The organism is Pantoea sp. BR_17, from assembly GCF_041955125.1.
Lineage (GTDB): Bacteria > Pseudomonadota > Gammaproteobacteria > Enterobacterales > Enterobacteriaceae > Pantoea > Pantoea stewartii.
The window spans coordinates 106740-122414 of sequence record NZ_JAVAXT010000012.1 but is presented as its reverse complement, the minus strand read 5'-3'; the positions used below and the strand labels follow the sequence as shown (position 1 = coordinate 122414).

Here is a 15675-nt window from a genome sequence, read left to right as displayed (position 1 = left end):
GAGTCAAAATTCCTTGAAGGAGAAAAATTAAAAGTCCGCCAGCTCGGGGATCGTCTTGCCCGTGCGCAGTGCCAGAAAATCGAGCAGGCGACGCGGCGTGACATTTAACACGCGATCCTCCGGAAAATCCACTTCTCTGGCGATACGCAGACAGTGCTCAAAATTGCCCAGGGTAAATGCCGTATGGGAATCAGAGCCGAAGGCCAGGCGTCCACCCGCCTTGCCGACGGCTTCGGCAATCGCCCGGCAGTTCGGTTCGCTGCCCGGACGCGAATGGGTAAAGGAGGAATTGTTCAGCTCCAGCGCCACATCGTAGTGTGCGGCCGCTTCGGTAATCGCCGGGATATCAACGGGATATTTCGGGTTGCCGGGATGGCTGATGATGTGCACTAACCCTCCCGCCATGGCGGCAATCATCGCCTCGGTATTCTGAGTAAGGTCGCGCGGTGCATAGACGGGTTCGTGGAAGCCCGCCACAATCAGATCCAGCGATTCCAGCATCGGGCCGGAACAGTCGATTTCGCCCTGCTGGTTTTTGATGTTGGCCTCGATGCCGCGCAGGATCGCCACGCCGTCAATGATACGGGGCCAGATGCGCATATTCACAAAGTGCCAGTAGTGCGGTGCATCGGCCATATCCGGGCCGTGATCGGTGATGGCAAACAGTTTCAGGCCGTTCAGTTTAGCCTGCGCGACATAATCATGTAGCGTGCTGTAGGCGTGGGTGCTGGCAACCGTGTGCATGTGAAGATCGACGGGATACATTGTCTGCTCCTGTAGGGGCCGGTTACGGCCCGAATCGTTAATAGCCACGTTGGCGATCGACGTAGCCCTGTGGGTTTTCACCTGCTTCAAGTTGAGTAATCGCGCGGGCAATGTAGTCCATCGCTTCCTCTTTCAGGGTGACCGCCGCATTATGCGGAGTAATTGTGACGCGCGGATGGAACCACAACGGATGATCGGCAGGCAGTGGCTCGACCTGGAAAACATCCAGTGCGGCGCCCTTTATTTGCCCGCTATCCAGGGCGGTGAGCAAATCGGCTTCCACGACCTGATCCCCACGAGCGAGGTTAAGGAAAAACGCGCCCTGCGGCAACCGGGCTAACAGTTTCTGATCAATCAGATTGCGCGTTTCTGCGGTGCTGGGCAGCAGATTGATCAGCACCTGAGTGTCACGCAGGAAATCGTCCAGCGCGTCGCGCCCGGCGAAGCTGGTCACACCGGCAATCTGCTTGGCTGAACGGCTCCAGACGCGCACCGGGAATCCCCAGGCCGTCAGGCTTTTCGCCACCTGTTGTCCCAGCACGCCCGCGCCTAAAATCCCGATATGAAACTGGTCACGCGAATACGACGGCAGCGGTTGCCACTGGGCCGACTGCTGCTGCTGTTGGTAATCATCAAAGCGACGAAACCAGCCCAGCACCCGACAGACCGCGTACTCCTGCATCTGTTGCGCCATGCCTGTGTCTTCCAGACGATAAAGGGGAACACTGTCTGCCAGCATGTCCGGGTTTTGCTGCAGCTGACGCAAAATTTCGTCGACGCCCGCCCCCAGCGCAAATACCCCTTTCAGATCGTTGCGGCCCCGCAGCATGGCCGGCGGCGGCGAACGGACCAGCGCATAATCTGCCGGGGACGTATCGTCGGTCGTCCAGTGACGGACACGAGCATGGGGTAAGCGCTGCTGTAACCCGCTGATCCAGTCGTCAGCAGGTTGCGATGGATGAAACCAGATGATGTCCATAGTGATCCTCTTTTTTTCTCAGCCTCGGGGAAAAGTGGTCTCAGGGCAAGCGGAGCCTGAAAAAAAAGCACAAAATTTCGCAGGCTATGATCATCAATAAGTTACGCCGCTTCACATTTCCGCCGGACGAAAGGGTGAAAATTGCGGTTAAGGTCTAAAGTTGGAGAGTGGTCAATGCGTGACACATGATCACATTTCGGACAAGGAGAAACACCGATGAGAAACACTGAGGTAACAACGACTAAACGGTCTCAACGTCATGCGCCCGTTTTGCTTGGCGTGTTGTTAAGTGCGACCGTTTTCAGCACCTGGGCAGCCGAGGATTCCCGATTACTGACCAGTCAACCCCAGCCGCCCGATGTCCGTTTAGGACCGTTGTTCAATGCCGTACAACAGGCAAAATTTTACCCTGACCAAAAGACGTTTGCAGATGCCGTGCCTAAATACGATCCGTCCTCCATTCTGGCCGACTGGCAGATGCAGAAGAATCAGCGCGGTTTTGATTTAAAGCGCTTCGTCGCCGCGAATTTCATCCTGCCCACCGACAGTGACAAATATGTGCCGCCTGCGGGCCAGAACCTTCGTGACCATATTAACGGCCTGTGGCCGGTGTTAACGCGGACGACAAGTAACACAGGAAAATATGACTCGTTGCTGCCGTTGCCCAAACCCTATGTGGTGCCAGGCGGGCGTTTCCGTGAGGTTTACTACTGGGACAGCTACTTTACCATGCTCGGCCTGGCGGAAAGCGGCCACTGGGATAAAGTGCAGGATATGGTGGACAACTTCGCCTCGCTGCTGGATCGCTATGGCCACATTCCCAACGGCAACCGCACTTATTACCTGAGTCGCTCGCAGCCGCCATTCTTTAGCCTGATGGTGGATCTGCTGGCGACGCATGAAGGCGATAACGTCTATGTGCGTTATTTGCCGCAGTTACAAAAAGAGTACGATTACTGGATGGCAGACAGCGACAGCGTCGCCGCAGGTAATGCCAGCAAGCGGGTGGTCAAACTGGCCGACGGGACAGTGCTGAACCGTTACTGGGACGCACGCGACGTGCCGCGTACCGAATCATGGATGGACGACATTGCAACGGCGAACAAAGCGCCACAGCGCAACAAAGCAGAGATGTATCGTGATCTGCGCGCCGGTGCGGCATCGGGCTGGGATTTCAGCTCGCGCTGGTTTACCGATGCGCATAACCTTTCGACCATCCGCACCACGCAACTGGCCCCGGTCGATCTCAACAGCCTGATGTTCCATCTGGAAAAAACGCTCTCGACGGCGTATCGCCTGAATAAACAGGATGCGCAGGCTAAAGCCTTTGCCGATCGGGCTGAAAAACGTCAGGCGGCGATTAACCGCTATCTGTGGGACAGCAAACAGGGCTGGTACGCCGACTACGACTGGAAAACGCGTAAGATTCATCCGCAGCTAACGGCTGCTACGCTGTTTCCGCTCTATATGCAGATTGCCAGTGACAAACAGGCTGACAGCACCGCCAGCGCGGTGGAAAAACAGCTGCTGAAACCGGGCGGTCTGGTGACCACCACAGTGAACAACGGCCAGCAATGGGACGCTCCCAACGGCTGGGCACCGCTGCAGTGGGTGGCCGTTGAAGGGCTGGAGCACTATAAAAAGCCGCAACTGGCGCAGCAGGTGGGCCTGCGTTTCCTGCGTAACGTTCAGCTGACGTACGATAAAGAGCATAAGCTGGTCGAAAAATACGTGGTCGAAGGCAACAATCTTGGCGGCGGCGGCGGTGGTGAATATCCGCTTCAGGACGGTTTTGGCTGGACGAACGGGGTCACGTTAAAATTGCTGGATAAATATTGTCCGAAAGATAAAACCTGTAACAGCGCCCACGATATTCCCGAGGCGCAAAGCAGCGCGAAATAAAGCGAACAGGCGAGAGATCGCGTTAACATAAAAAAGGCCCGCTGCGAGGCGGGCCTTTTTTGGTTATCTGCGTACGTTAACTGCGTACTTTGCGGTAGATAAACAGCACAACCAGCGCGCCGATGACCGCGACGACAAAGCTACCGAAGTTGAACCCGTCCACACGGCCAAAGCCGAAGAAGGTACTGATCCACCCACCGACAACGGCACCCACGATACCCAGAATAATAGTAATGATGAATCCACCACCATCTTTGCCTGGCATGATCCACTTCGCCAGGATACCAGCGATTAAACCAAAGATGATCCATGAAATAATACCCATCTGTTACTCCTTCCTTTTGGTTAGTCAATGGCGATCGCCTGATTAATCAAGCGGTTCACGCGCTTAGTATAGTCGCAATTTTTAAAAATGCTGCGCGTGAAGGTTATGATAGTGGTTATTGTGTTAAAGCTTTATTATTGTCAGCCGATAACGAACGGGTAGTAACAGGATAAATATAAATGATAAAGCGTTGCTCATCGGGGGCCAGCAAGTGAAAGAAGCCGATAAAGAACATTATCTCAAACGTGGCACGCTGGCGGTTCTGGGCGTCATGAAAGACCTGCTTCAGGCGCAAACACCTTTGCTGGTGAATTTCTCACGTGGGCAGTTTATCAGCCGTATGCTGGCGGCGGATGAAAACCGCATTGTTTTTGATCTGGGCAGTAATAATCTGGATAACGACTACGCACTGCAGTGCAACGATATTACCGTGTTTGCCGAAACCCAGGGCGCGAAGGTTGAATTTGCATTACCCGGGCTGGAGAAAACGGAATTCGACGGCCTGCCTGCATTTCAGGCAACGTTACCGGAGGTGCTGTGGCAAATTCAGCGGCGTGAATTCTTCCGCATCAGCGCACCGATGGACCCGCAGTTCTGGTGTCACTGCACATGGCCTGACGGCTCGGCTGCCCGACTGCGATTACAGGATTTATCGTTAGGCGGTATCGGCGTGCTGGTGGACGACGCGATGCCGGACGGCCTGAAAAGCGGCGACGATTTTAAAAATCTGCAGGTGGAACTGGGTGAATACGGCCAGTTCAACGTCAATGCGACGTTAATGCATATTGGTGAACGCAGCATGATTACCAGTAAAAATGAAACCAAAGTTACGCCGCGGCTGAGCTTCCGTTTTACGGCACTCGAACCCCATCAGGAACGGCAGTTGCAGCAGGTGATTTTTAGCCTGGAGCGGCTGGCGCGCGACAAAGCGCAACGCTTCCAGTAACCTCCGCTCTTTTCCCGCGCCGCACATCTGCGGCGCATCCAGGCTATGCTTTCCTTGCTTTCTCGTTTAACCGGAACCAGCAAGGAGACACTCCCCAATGGAAAACTGGCTCAGTTTGCGTCATTTTCAGTCCATTCTTTTTAATCAAACGCTGTGGATCAACAGCGCCATCGTCATCGTTGCCACCCTCGTTATTTACTGGTTGCTGCGCAGCCTGATCAGTTTCGTGTCCAACCGCATTGCGCACTTCAGCGAAGACCGCCACGTCCGATTTACCGGCATCCTGGTGGAAATACTGCGCAGCACCAGCCACCTGCTGCTGCTGATTTTTTCGCTGCTGATTGCCCTGCGTTTCATCGATTTGCCCGACTCGTGGCGCTCGACGGTTTCTCACAGCTGGTTTCTGGCGCTGATTGTGCAACTGGCGTTGTGGATCGACTGCGGCATTCGCCTGTGGTTAAAAAGCCTGCTGCGCGATCCGCTTCACGTGCGCAATCCGGTGACCACCGTCATTCTGGGGATTCTGTTGCGGGTCGTGGTGTGGGTCATGATGCTGCTGGCGATTCTGTCGAATATGGGCATCGACATCACGGCGCTGGTAGCCAGCCTGGGCGTGGGCGGTATTGCCATCGCCCTGGCGATTCAGACCGTCCTGAGTGATGTGTTTGCTTCCCTGGCGATTGGCTTTGATAAGCCTTTTGAGCACGGCGATTTTATCGTGTTTGGCGATATTGCCGGCACTATTGAGCATATAGGCCTGAAAACCACGCGGCTGCGTAGCCTGAGCGGTGAGCAGATCGTCTGTTCCAATACCATTTTGTTGCAGCAGACGATTCATAACTACAAGCGGATGCAGCAACGTCGTCTGGTGTTTACATTCGGTATCAGCTACGCCACGCCGTCTGAGCAGGTGCGCGAAATCAGCGAACTGGTGAAAACCATCATTCAGGGTATTGAAATGACGCGCTTTGACCGCGCCCATTTTCTGGCCTTCGATGACTCGAAGCTGACCTTTGAAGTGGTCTACTTTGTGCTGAGCGCCGACTACAACGTCTACATGGATATTCAGCAGGAGATTAACCTGCAACTGATGGCGGCGCTGGAAGAACGCAATATTCGCTTTGCCTTTCCGATCCGTCAGGTCGAATTCAGCGGCGGAAGTTTACCGCCGGTCGATCTTAAACCGGTGCCGGACGATGAAGAGACTGTCCCGCAACGCGTCAGTCGTTAACCTCGCTGTACTGAGGGCTGGCTGTTACAGTCTGGCCCTCATTTTCCGTTCATTGTGGCTGATAGCGACAGCGGGTCACCGCGTTTTTCCAGCCCTGATAGTTATCCTGCATGTGCTGCGCCAGATGGGTGCGCGGCATGATGATCGGCCCGCCCTGCAAGGCCAGCATATCGTCGCCCTGCTGCCACCATCCCAGCCCTTTTCCTGCCAGCAGTGCCGCCCCCAGCGCAGAGGCTTCGGCGGTCGGCGCGCAGTGCAGCGGACGTTGCAATACGTCGGCCTGAAACTGCATTAGCCAGGGGTTTTGCGTGGCGCTGCCGTCAACGCACAAGGCCGGAAGCGCTGTGCCGCAGGCCTCTTCCATGGCAAAAAACACGTCAGCAATCTGCCAGCAGATGGATTCCAGCGCCACCCGCGCCAGTACGGCGGGCGTGGCCGCATCGGTCAGGCCGCAGATCAGGCCTCTGGCCTTGAGATCCCACCACGGCGCCCCCAGCCCCGACAGCGCCGGAACAAAATAGCAGCCCTGATTATCATCACAGCCTTCAGCCAGTGCCGTAAGTTGCCGGGGATCGTGAATGCCCAGCATCGTCCCCAGCCAGGCGGCCCCGGACCCGGTGTGCGTGATATTACCTTCAAAGGCAAAGCGCGCCTGGCCGTCGTGCCAGGCAACGGTGGTGCTGAGCCCGTTATCGGTCAGCAGCGGCGTGGCCATCGACATCATCAGCGATGATCCAGTGCCGTAAGTGGCTTTGACCACTTCCGCCGTGCCGCGTCGCTGAGCATAAAGCGCGGCATGAGAATCGCCGATGCGCGCCAGAATCGGTGTGCCGGGTGCGAGTCCCGGTATATCGCTCACGCGTATCATGCCTGCCACGCTCGCCGACGCGGTAATCTGTGGCAGCGCCGCACGCGGCAGGCTGAACAATGACAGCAGTTCATCGTCCCAGTCATTGCGGTGCAGGCTGTAAAGCTGCGTGCGCGCGGCATTGGCATGATCGGTCACAAATGTCGTGCCCGCCGTCAGTTGCCAGGTCAGCCAGCTGTCCACGGTGCCGATGCACAGTTCCCCCGCCGCTGCACGGGCGAAACCGTCCGGTATGGCTGCCAGCATACCGGTCAGTTTGGCGGCCGGGAACATCGGATCGACCGCCAGGCCTGTCAGAGCGCTGATGCGCGCGGCGCTGCCCGACTGCTGTAAATCCCGGCAAAACGATTCTGACCGACGATCCTGCCAGCTCACCAGCGGCGTTAACGGCACGCCATCACGGCGCTGCCAGATCAGTACGGATTCGCGCTGGTTACTGATAGCCACCCCTGCCACGCTTGCTCCGTCGCACTGCGCCAGGCAGTCGGTGATGGCCTGCCTGACGGCTGACCATATCGCCTGGGGATCCTGTTCTGCCAGGCCGGGTTGCGGATGTTGTAACGTTAAACCCTGACTGCCGCGCGCCACCATGCGTCCCTTTCGATCGACAGCGACCGCTTTGGCATTGGTGGTGCCTTCATCAATGGCCAGAATCACCGACTCCCGCATCGTCAGCCTCCTGCACAGAGGCGTAACGCCTGCGCGGCGATGCTGCTGGCATCAATGCCATGGTGCGCGCGCGTGGCGGCCCGATCGCCGGCTATAGCATATTCGCCGTTGGCAATCCCCAGCCGCAGAAGCTTAACCGGCAAGCCGTATTCCGCCAGCACCTCCGCCACCAGGCTGCCTACGCCGCCATTAATGTTATGCTCTTCCACCGTAATCACGGCGCGGAAGTGGCTGAGCAGATTGTGCAGCTGCTGCGTATTACAGGGGCGAATGGACGGAACCGAAATCACGGCGGCAGAAACGCCCTGCTTTTCCAGTTGCTCTGCGGCGGTCACGGCTTCATGTACCGTCGAGCCCATGGCAACAAGCGCAATATCGTGGCCTTCTCGCAGCCGGTCAATCTGACCGGGCCGGAAGCGGTAATTTTCGTCGTGCAATGACGGCAGCGCTTTGCCGTCCAGCCGGATATAAACCGGCCCCCTGTGGTCAAGCGCATAATCGATAATTTGGCGGCACTCGACTGGACAGGCGGGCGCATAAATTTCGATATTGCCGAATCCACGCATGACGGCGATGTCATCGATGCTGTGATGGGTGCTGGCAAGCGGACCATAGCTGGCTCCGGCATTCAGTCCAAACAGCTTTACGTTAGTATTGTTGTAGCAGACATCGATTTTGATCTGCTCATTGGCGCGCGAAATCAGAAAGGGCGCGGCGTTACAGGTCACAGCGATTTTGCCGCCCAGCGCCAGGCCAGCGGCTGTGCTGACCAGCGCCTGTTCTGCAATACCGACGTTAACCAGACGACCGGGAAAGGCGTCAATAAAGGGCGCAATCTTCGCGGTGGAGGTCGAATCCGCCACGACCGGCACCACATCGATGCCGCGATGTACGGCATCTGTTAACGCGTCGACCATGACGTTGGCCAGGTGTTGTGCATTACTCATCGTTTAATTCCTCCAGTGCCCGCGCAATCTCGTCCCCTTTCGGCACCCGATGGTGCCATTCGGCTTGTCCCTGAATAAACGAGATGCCAAAGCCCTTTTCGGTGTGCGCGATAATGACCTGTGGCTTACCGTTCACAGGCAGGTTTTCCAGCGTATTCACCACTGCGGCCATGTCATTGCCGTTGCATTCCCTGACCTCCAGACCAAAGGCGCGCCATTTTTCTGCCAGTGGATCGGTATTGAGAATGTCACGCGTTGCACCCGCCAGTTGCAGCTTGTTCTTGTCGTTTATGATGATGAGGTTATCCAGGCCATAGTGCGCGGCTACCAGCGCGGCTTCCCAGTTGCTGCCTTCTGCCAGCTCACCGTCGCCGGTCACCACAAACACACGGCGCGGGCTGTGGCTCTTTTTCGCCGCCAGCGCAATGCCCACCGCCACGGGCAATCCGTGACCCAGCGCACCGGTGTTGAGTTCAACGCCCGGAGTTTTCTGCCGTACCGGATGGCCCGGCAACGCAGAATCGGCATGTTGATAAGTAGGCAGCCAGTCCAGCGGGAAATAGCCGGCTTCCGCCAGCACGCAATAGTATCCTCCCACAGCATGACCTTTTGACTGGATATAGATATCACGTTGATCGTCTTCCGTTCGATCCGGTGCACAATTCAGAATGCGAAAATAGAGCGCGGTCAGAATCTCAACCTGTGACAGATCGGCACCGGTATGCCCGCCTGCCGGACTGCCCGCGTTAAGCTGGATGATGCGGCGGCGTACGGCCCGGGCCTTTTTTTCGAGCGCATCCACAGAAAGCGTAAATGGATTCATATTTCACCTTTGAATTTTAAGTCGAACTTGAATATATATTCAGAGAGAGTACAACTCTCCCTTCTTTCGCCGTGATGACAGCAATAACCTACCCTTTCATCGCCTGCTATTACGCGCAGAAACACAACAGCCTTAACAGCTATGAATATATATTCAATAATGATTTTATATTCACAAGTACTATGCGCCCGACGAACGACGGCGTCTATGCACGAAGTGATAAAAAGCGAAAACGATCACAAATTGCCCTGGATTGTGCTTTTCACGTCAGTGGTTAACAATGGCGGGCAGAACACGAGAGGAAAAACAGATGGCGAAGCAGGACGAACAGCGGCTCATGGTGAAAATTGCCACGCTCTACTATGTCGAAGGCAGGAAGCAATCCGATATTGCGCAGTTACTTAAGCTGTCCCAGTCGTTTGTTTCACGCATCCTGACCCGCAGTGTGAAAGAAGGCGTGGTGAAAATTAGCGTGGTTCCCCCCGCCAACGTTTTTCCTGAACTGGAAAAAGCGATCGAGCAAACCTATCAGTTACCTCAGGCCATCGTAGTGGATGTGGCAGAACAGGCTTCTGTCAGCGAAATTAAACAGGCGATTGGATCGGCGGCGGCTCACTATCTGGAGACGCGACTGCGCCCCGATGAGCTGATCGGCATCTCTTCCTGGAGCGGCACCATTCGCTGTATGGTCGATGCGTTGCATCCGCTGAATGCCTCATGCAAAGGGGTGATTCAGCTCCTGGGCGGCGTGGGGGCGAACGGCAACGTGCAGGCGACTATCCTGACGCAAAACCTGGCCGCGCTGCTGAACTGTCCGGCCTGGCTGCTGCCTTCGCAGTCGATTGAACATTCGGTGAGCGACCGTCAGCGGCTGGCGGCCAATCCGGAGGTGGCCGAGGTGCTGAATAAGTTCGGCGAAGTAGACCTGGCGATTGTCGGCATCGGCGACCTGGAGCCGTCCGCCCTGTTGCGCAACTCCGGTAACTATTACGATGCAACCATGTTGCGCACGCTGGCAGCGCGCGGCGCGGTCGGCGATATCTGTCTGCATTATTTTGACGAACAGGGCCAGCCCGTGCTGCAGGCCGACGAAGATCCGGTGATTGGTATGGAACTGGAACAGGTCAGACAGTGTCAGCAGGTGGTGGCGCTGGCGGGTGGCAAAGAGAAGGCCCAGGCGATTCGCGGAGCCCTGCGCGGCGGTTATGTCAATGTGCTGATCGTCGATTATCCGACGGCCCGGCTGCTGGTGGGTTAAGTGTTTTCTCCTCACCTTCTGTCAGGTGAGGAGAAAAAACGCGACTCAGCTGATAGCCCGGTAGGCCGTGGTGACTTTCCATAAGTAACGCGGTGCCTGAGCAGCCGGATGCTTGTTCTGCACGTGCTGGTAGAATTCGTCCGGCGTCATGGCGTTAATCATGGCAATCGCGCGGTCACGATCGCGCGAGAACGTGCGAAGCAATGCCCCGGCACCGTTAGCGTAAGAAACAATCGTGGCATAACGCAGCGTGAGTGGATCGCGGATGCCGGACAGCGCAGACTGCTGGAGGATTTTGATATAGGCGGTGCCGATCTCAATATTCCTGGCGGGATCGCGTAACTCAGCGGTGGTCGGTTGACCCCGGCGCCCCTGGGTACGGTACACTTCACGTCCGGCCGTTGCCGCTTTGATTTGCATCAACCCGACAGCATTCGAACGGCTGACCACGCCCGGATTTCCTCCGGATTCCACATTAATAATCGCGCTAATCAGTTTCTCATCCACCCCGTACTGGCTGGCCGCGCTTTCGGTAAAGAGTGACCATGTGCCCGAAATACGCGACGGCGGTGCCTGCGTCAGCGGTGTATTCTTCTCTTTAACATACGTATGCGGCGGTTCACTGGCACAGCCTGTCAGCAATAATGCTGAAATGACAAAGTAGCGAATTTTAAGCAATTTTTTATCTCGTCGCAGAAGTGGCGGAAGCTATCATACCTGGCAGGGTAAATTGCAAAATTACCGTTTATCCTAATTACAGTAGTCGGATGACTTATTGGCACTTTTTCGTCATTATCGTGACGTCTGTCACTGACTAATTTCAGGAATTTACTATGACGTCACGTTCAATCCGTCTTATCGCCCCTTCAGGTTATTGCCACAATCAGCCTGCAGCCCATCTGGGGGTTGAACGCCTGCGCGCAGCGGGGCACCAGGTTGAAAATACGGGGGCAATCGCACGGCGCTTTCAACGTTTTGCCGGTACGGATTCGGAACGCTTAGACGATATCAATGCGCTGGCCGATCTGGCGACCTTACCTGATATTGTGCTGGCAGTGCGCGGCGGCTACGGTGCCACGCGCCTGCTGCCCTCAATCAACTATGCCGCGTTACAGCGCCGCTTAGCGGACCAGCCGCTGGCACTATGTGGCCACAGCGACTTCACCGTGATTCAACTGGCCTTACTGCAACACGCCGGAATAATCAGCTTCAGTGGGCCGATGCTGGCGGGCAACTTTGGCGCTGCGGTTTTATCCGAATTTACCCTGCAGCACTTTTGGCAGGCGCTGACATCACCTACAGTCAGTGTGAACTGGAAAAGTGACACGCCCGATAACGGCACCTGGCACGGTACGTTATGGGGAGGAAACCTGGCGATGATCAGCTCGCTTATCGGTACGCCGTGGATGCCGGCCATCACAGACGGCATTCTGGTGATTGAGGATGTGAATGAGCATCCGTTCCGGATTGAACGTATGCTGCTGCAGCTCCACCAGTGTGGGATTCTGGCGCAGCAACGGGCGATTATCACCGGCAGTTTCACCAGCACCGCCTTGTCCGACTACGATAACGGGTTTGACTTCGCCACGGTCTGGCAGTACCTCCGCGATCTGAGCGGTCTGCCCGTTATCAGCGATCTGGATTTCGGTCACGGCCCTGACACCGTGACCCTGCCGTTGGGTGCCAGGGCGACCTTAGCGGTACATCAGGGACAGGTCAGTTTACAGGCAAGCGGGCATCCCGTATTGCGCACATAACTGGAGTTGCAGGAGATCGACATTGAAGCCGCTGTATGACGATTTGTGGATCTCTACGCCGGAGTTTCCGGAAGACGATGCCGTCGATATCATGATGCATGGGTTTTTACTGCGCCATCCGCGCGGTAATTTACTGATTGGCCGGGTGGAAAATCCGCTCGATCATGAAGTGCTGGCCGATGAGAACGGCGTGATTCGCCATTATCTGACTCACTGGCATGAGTCTGCACCGGGCGCAGCGGTAATCCAGAAGCGTTTTAGCAGCGCGCTGTACTGTCACAGCCGCTCGCTCGGGCAAATCAGCCGCTTTGTGGAGCCGGACGATACTTTTACCCAGCAGGAAACCCATTTCGGTGATTTTCATCTGTTGCCCACGCCCGGCCATACACCCGGCAGCTGCAGCTACCTCTACCATTCGCCGCAGGGGCCGACCTATTTATTTGTCGGGGATACGCTGACGCGTGATCATGACCGCTGGGTAACCGTGTTGGTACCCGACAGCAATCCTGCCGAACTGGCGGCGTCGCTGGAGCTTTACCGTAGCCTGCGTCCCGATGTGGTGCTGATGAGCACCACGCGTGGTCATCTGTCCTGGCAAAAGGTTACACTGCCCTGCTGGCTGGCCGCGATTGATGAGGCTGAGCAGCACCCGCTGGATTTGCGGCAGCAGGCGCTGCCCTCAGCATAGCGTTTTCGTCAGATAGTGACGCTGATGATGCATAATGTACTCGCCCAGCGTCAGCCGGACACGGTAACCCAGCTTTTCGTAAAACGGCTTTGCCTGAAAGCTGCCGGTATCCACCTGTGCAAAACGGCAGCCGCGCTGGCGGGCTTCCTGCTCAGCCGCCAGCACCAACTGGCGACCGGTGCCTTGCCCACGCAGCGCCTGTGCGACCCAGAGTAAATCAATGCGTAGCCAGTTGCCGGTGGTCGTGCCGGTCAATCCGGCCAGTTTCCTGCCCTGCGCATCGCAGATGAACAGCCCAAGGGGTTTAATCAGGTCAGCATCGTAAAACTGATTGTTCCAGGCATTCAGGCCCAGCCGGATTTCATCCAGATCCTTACTGCTCACCGTGTCAGTCAGGGTAATCTGCATTTATCTTCCTTATCGCTGCGGGTCAGGAGTCGTTGCGCTGGCGATCATCATAGCGCTCAAGGCTCAGCGCATCGACCTCACGCGTCGTGGTACGGCGGCACGGGATCAGATCGTCGCTGTCATGGTAGACAAAGAAGGTGTCGAGATTGCTTTTGTTCACAATCAACTGATCGCCGTTGCGAAAGCGTGTAATCGCGACCTTGTCGCCGTTATCCGTGCGGGTTTGCAGCTGGCCTGCGGCAATCTGGAAATGCTGTTTCGGCCAGTAGAGCGTGCTGAGCCCATATTGCGCCCGCGAGACGGTCATAACGGGACGTCCGGGACACTGGATCTGAAACTCACTTTCGCTCCATGCGGATGCGCTGAAACCGGCGATCAGGCACAGGGCAAGACGGGCTGCTTTCATCTGATTCCTCCACTGAAAATAAGGGCGGCCACATGTCAGGTGGCGCTAAGACGCTGTAAGCAGGGGTAAAGCATCGCGCGGTGAGCGCGACCGCGCAATAAAAAACGGCACATCAGGCCGTAAGAGACGCGTGACTGGCTGCCGCCAGCGGGATGACACTCGCGCATGCGGATACCAGGCGCGACGGATGAAACTTACTCTGCCGCAACCTCCGCCGCGACCAGCATCAAGGCCAGACCGGCAGGTTCGTTGTCGAAACTGCTCATGACATCGCGGATTTCTGCCGCACAGGCAATCACCTGCTGCCTTTTCTCTGCGTCCAGCGCATCGATGGCATGGCGAATAATCATTAGACTGGCTTCTTCTTCTTTCATCTTTTATCCCTGAATTTGCTTAAGCGACGCGCAAAGATGGCAAGAATAACGTTTATTTGCACCGAAAGTCATCTTTTACATTCCCACTGCTTAACGATTGAACAAACGGCAAATCAACCCGGCGCGCGTAAACGCTATGATCATGTTATTTGTCGCGTTTCAGGCTAAAATCGATCATTCATTCTATGGACCGGGGCAGGAGCAGGCTATGTTGCGACCAGGATTTTTCATTTTTATGGCACTGCTCTCAGGCTGTTCCTCTTCGCCGAAAGGTGTGGAGTGTCCAGGCGACGTCAGCACAATTTACGGTCAGTCACTGGGGCAAACGCAGGGAACGGTATTCGATCTGGTCACCGCGTTCAGCGTCAGTCGGGATGGCGTAAACGTGCAGAGCGGGCCGCTTCAGTCGCTGGATCGCTTTCAGTATGTCCCCTCTGCGGTGACGTCTGAAGGTTACTACGCGCAACGCCTGTCCGATAAACAGTTTCGTCTGATCAACCCTTATCAGGACACCATGATTACCTGGACCTGTCCGTAAAGCAGGCAATCCTGACACTGCGTGATATAGTGTCAGGAAACGTCAAGCGACAGGTCAGGCTCATCATGGAAAAACGGCTGGATAACAACGGTTATATTGATTTCCCGTTCCCTGCTACCCGCAATGCAGATGGCTCCGTTAATCCCTGCGGTATCGACCTGACCCTGGAGACAGAACGGCTGGACGAGATCGCCGTGATTCGTCACTCCCCTAACCTGCAACGTTTACTGGAAGAGGTGAATCTGCAGGAAGGCCTGTTTATGACCCTGGCCTGCGACTGGCAGCAGCAGGAAAACGCGGTGTGCGGATTCATTGATATCGCCTTTCGGCCCGAACTCCTTCACTGTTCTCACAAGGAGGCACTCCAGCTAGAAGCCGCCTTTTATGACTATCTGAAGGAACAAGAGCAGCAGCACACGCTGGCAGCCGACACGCTGGTGAACTTTGCCCGTTGTGTACTTGACTGGGGCTGGTCACCGCTACAGCAACGCCAGCGCCATTATGAAAAAATCACGATTCAGTATTACTGCCAGCAGGCCGGGGATGCCGAGTGGTGCTTTGACCATCTGCGGCATTTTCTGGTGAGCTGGTATCCCAACACGCGATCCCATCCACGTCATCCCGTCAGGTGAAACAGCTGGTAATAATTTTCCTCGCCCGGCCCTTCGCGTGGTGTCGTTAACGCACGCTGCCCGCTTCATGCCCGTCTCTCCGCGCCTTCCGCCAGTCCGATGGCCATCAGCAGGCGGAGTTTTCATCTGGTCAATTCCTCCCTGACAGACGATTAATGC

Annotated in this window: 18 protein-coding genes; 8 read left to right on the top strand and 10 right to left on the bottom strand. The window is 56.1% G+C overall.

Features of this window, described 5'->3' with window-relative positions:
- Positions 1-27 precede the first annotated feature (27 nt).
- Together RAC60_RS17825 and ghrA are read right to left on the bottom strand one after the other, a co-directional pair.
- Positions 28-765 carry a phosphatase gene (locus RAC60_RS17825; protein ID WP_006119703.1) on the bottom strand — a complete coding sequence of 246 codons (738 nt, stop codon included), beginning with the start codon at positions 763-765 and terminating at the stop codon, positions 28-30.
- 37 nt (positions 766-802) lie between these two features.
- Entirely contained in the window at positions 803-1744 is a 942-nt protein-coding gene (ghrA, locus tag RAC60_RS17820) for a glyoxylate/hydroxypyruvate reductase GhrA (RefSeq protein WP_033737512.1), read from the bottom strand.
- Between the two features lie 216 nt (positions 1745-1960).
- Here ghrA and treA point away from each other — a divergent pair, with 216 nt between their 5' ends.
- Positions 1961-3646, top strand: coding sequence for an alpha,alpha-trehalase TreA (treA, locus tag RAC60_RS17815; RefSeq protein ID WP_375094086.1), 1686 nt, complete (start codon positions 1961-1963; stop codon positions 3644-3646).
- Positions 3647-3722: 76 nt separating this feature from the next.
- On the opposite strand, the gene RAC60_RS17810 is transcribed toward treA, so the two are convergent.
- A complete protein-coding gene (locus RAC60_RS17810) occupies positions 3723-3971 on the bottom strand; it encodes a GlsB/YeaQ/YmgE family stress response membrane protein (protein WP_033737514.1) in 249 nt (82 codons plus the stop codon).
- A gap of 211 nt (positions 3972-4182) precedes the next feature.
- Here RAC60_RS17810 and RAC60_RS17805 point away from each other — a divergent pair, with 211 nt between their 5' ends.
- Positions 4183-4917, top strand: a complete 735-nt coding sequence (locus RAC60_RS17805; protein ID WP_006119706.1) for a flagellar brake protein — start codon at positions 4183-4185, stop codon at positions 4915-4917.
- Between the two features lie 97 nt (positions 4918-5014).
- Entirely contained in the window at positions 5015-6148 is a 1134-nt protein-coding gene (locus tag RAC60_RS17800; protein ID WP_033737515.1) for a mechanosensitive ion channel family protein, read from the top strand.
- A 49-nt stretch (positions 6149-6197) separates the two neighbouring features.
- Here the strand turns inward: RAC60_RS17800 and RAC60_RS17795 are convergent, their stop codons facing one another.
- The 3 genes from RAC60_RS17795 to RAC60_RS17785 are packed head-to-tail and all read right to left on the bottom strand — an operon-like array spanning position 6198 to position 9455.
- The gene (locus RAC60_RS17795; protein WP_283787185.1) at positions 6198-7685 is read right to left on the bottom strand and encodes an FGGY family carbohydrate kinase; all 1488 of its coding nucleotides are present in this window, start codon (positions 7683-7685) and stop codon (positions 6198-6200) included.
- Positions 7686-7687: 2 nt separating this feature from the next.
- Positions 7688-8632, bottom strand: a complete 945-nt coding sequence (locus RAC60_RS17790; protein WP_006119709.1) for a transketolase family protein — start codon at positions 8630-8632, stop codon at positions 7688-7690.
- The gene (locus RAC60_RS17785; protein WP_006119710.1) at positions 8625-9455 is read right to left on the bottom strand and encodes a transketolase; all 831 of its coding nucleotides are present in this window, start codon (positions 9453-9455) and stop codon (positions 8625-8627) included. The genes RAC60_RS17790 and RAC60_RS17785 overlap by 8 nt, the downstream gene beginning before the upstream one ends.
- A gap of 310 nt (positions 9456-9765) precedes the next feature.
- On the opposite strand from RAC60_RS17785, the gene RAC60_RS17780 reads away from it, so the two are divergent.
- Entirely contained in the window at positions 9766-10713 is a 948-nt protein-coding gene (locus RAC60_RS17780; RefSeq protein ID WP_324028564.1) for a sugar-binding transcriptional regulator, read from the top strand.
- A 45-nt stretch (positions 10714-10758) separates the two neighbouring features.
- Here RAC60_RS17780 and emtA read toward each other — a convergent pair whose 3' ends face one another.
- Positions 10759-11391, bottom strand: a complete 633-nt coding sequence (emtA, locus tag RAC60_RS17775; RefSeq protein ID WP_006119712.1) for a membrane-bound lytic murein transglycosylase EmtA — start codon at positions 11389-11391, stop codon at positions 10759-10761.
- 155 nt (positions 11392-11546) lie between these two features.
- Between emtA and ldcA the strand changes: the two genes are divergently transcribed.
- Positions 11547-12470 (top strand): muramoyltetrapeptide carboxypeptidase, encoded by a 924-nt coding sequence (gene ldcA, locus RAC60_RS17770; RefSeq protein ID WP_006119713.1) that lies wholly within the window; start codon positions 11547-11549, stop codon positions 12468-12470.
- Positions 12471-12492: 22 nt separating this feature from the next.
- Complete coding sequence (locus tag RAC60_RS17765) at positions 12493-13158, top strand: MBL fold metallo-hydrolase (RefSeq protein ID WP_033737520.1); 666 nt, start codon at positions 12493-12495, stop codon at positions 13156-13158.
- On the opposite strand, the gene RAC60_RS17760 is transcribed toward RAC60_RS17765, so the two are convergent.
- The 3 genes from RAC60_RS17760 to RAC60_RS17750 form a co-directional block, all read right to left on the bottom strand.
- On the bottom strand, positions 13150-13566 hold the full coding sequence (locus RAC60_RS17760; RefSeq protein WP_205956322.1) for a GNAT family N-acetyltransferase: 417 nt from the start codon (positions 13564-13566) through the stop codon (positions 13150-13152). The genes RAC60_RS17765 and RAC60_RS17760 overlap by 9 nt on opposite strands.
- Before the next feature lie 22 nt (positions 13567-13588).
- Positions 13589-13972 carry a hypothetical protein gene (locus RAC60_RS17755; RefSeq protein ID WP_033737521.1) on the bottom strand — a complete coding sequence of 128 codons (384 nt, stop codon included), beginning with the start codon at positions 13970-13972 and terminating at the stop codon, positions 13589-13591.
- Positions 13973-14166: 194 nt separating this feature from the next.
- A complete protein-coding gene (locus tag RAC60_RS17750; RefSeq protein WP_006119718.1) occupies positions 14167-14346 on the bottom strand; it encodes a hypothetical protein in 180 nt (59 codons plus the stop codon).
- A 208-nt stretch (positions 14347-14554) separates the two neighbouring features.
- Between RAC60_RS17750 and RAC60_RS17745 the strand changes: the two genes are divergently transcribed.
- Positions 14555-14884: a hypothetical protein gene (locus RAC60_RS17745; RefSeq protein ID WP_033737760.1), complete on the top strand. Its 330-nt coding sequence runs from the start codon at positions 14555-14557 to the stop codon at positions 14882-14884.
- A gap of 65 nt (positions 14885-14949) precedes the next feature.
- Positions 14950-15516 (top strand): hypothetical protein, encoded by a 567-nt coding sequence (locus RAC60_RS17740; protein WP_324028565.1) that lies wholly within the window; start codon positions 14950-14952, stop codon positions 15514-15516.
- Positions 15517-15675: the final 159 nt, after the last annotated feature.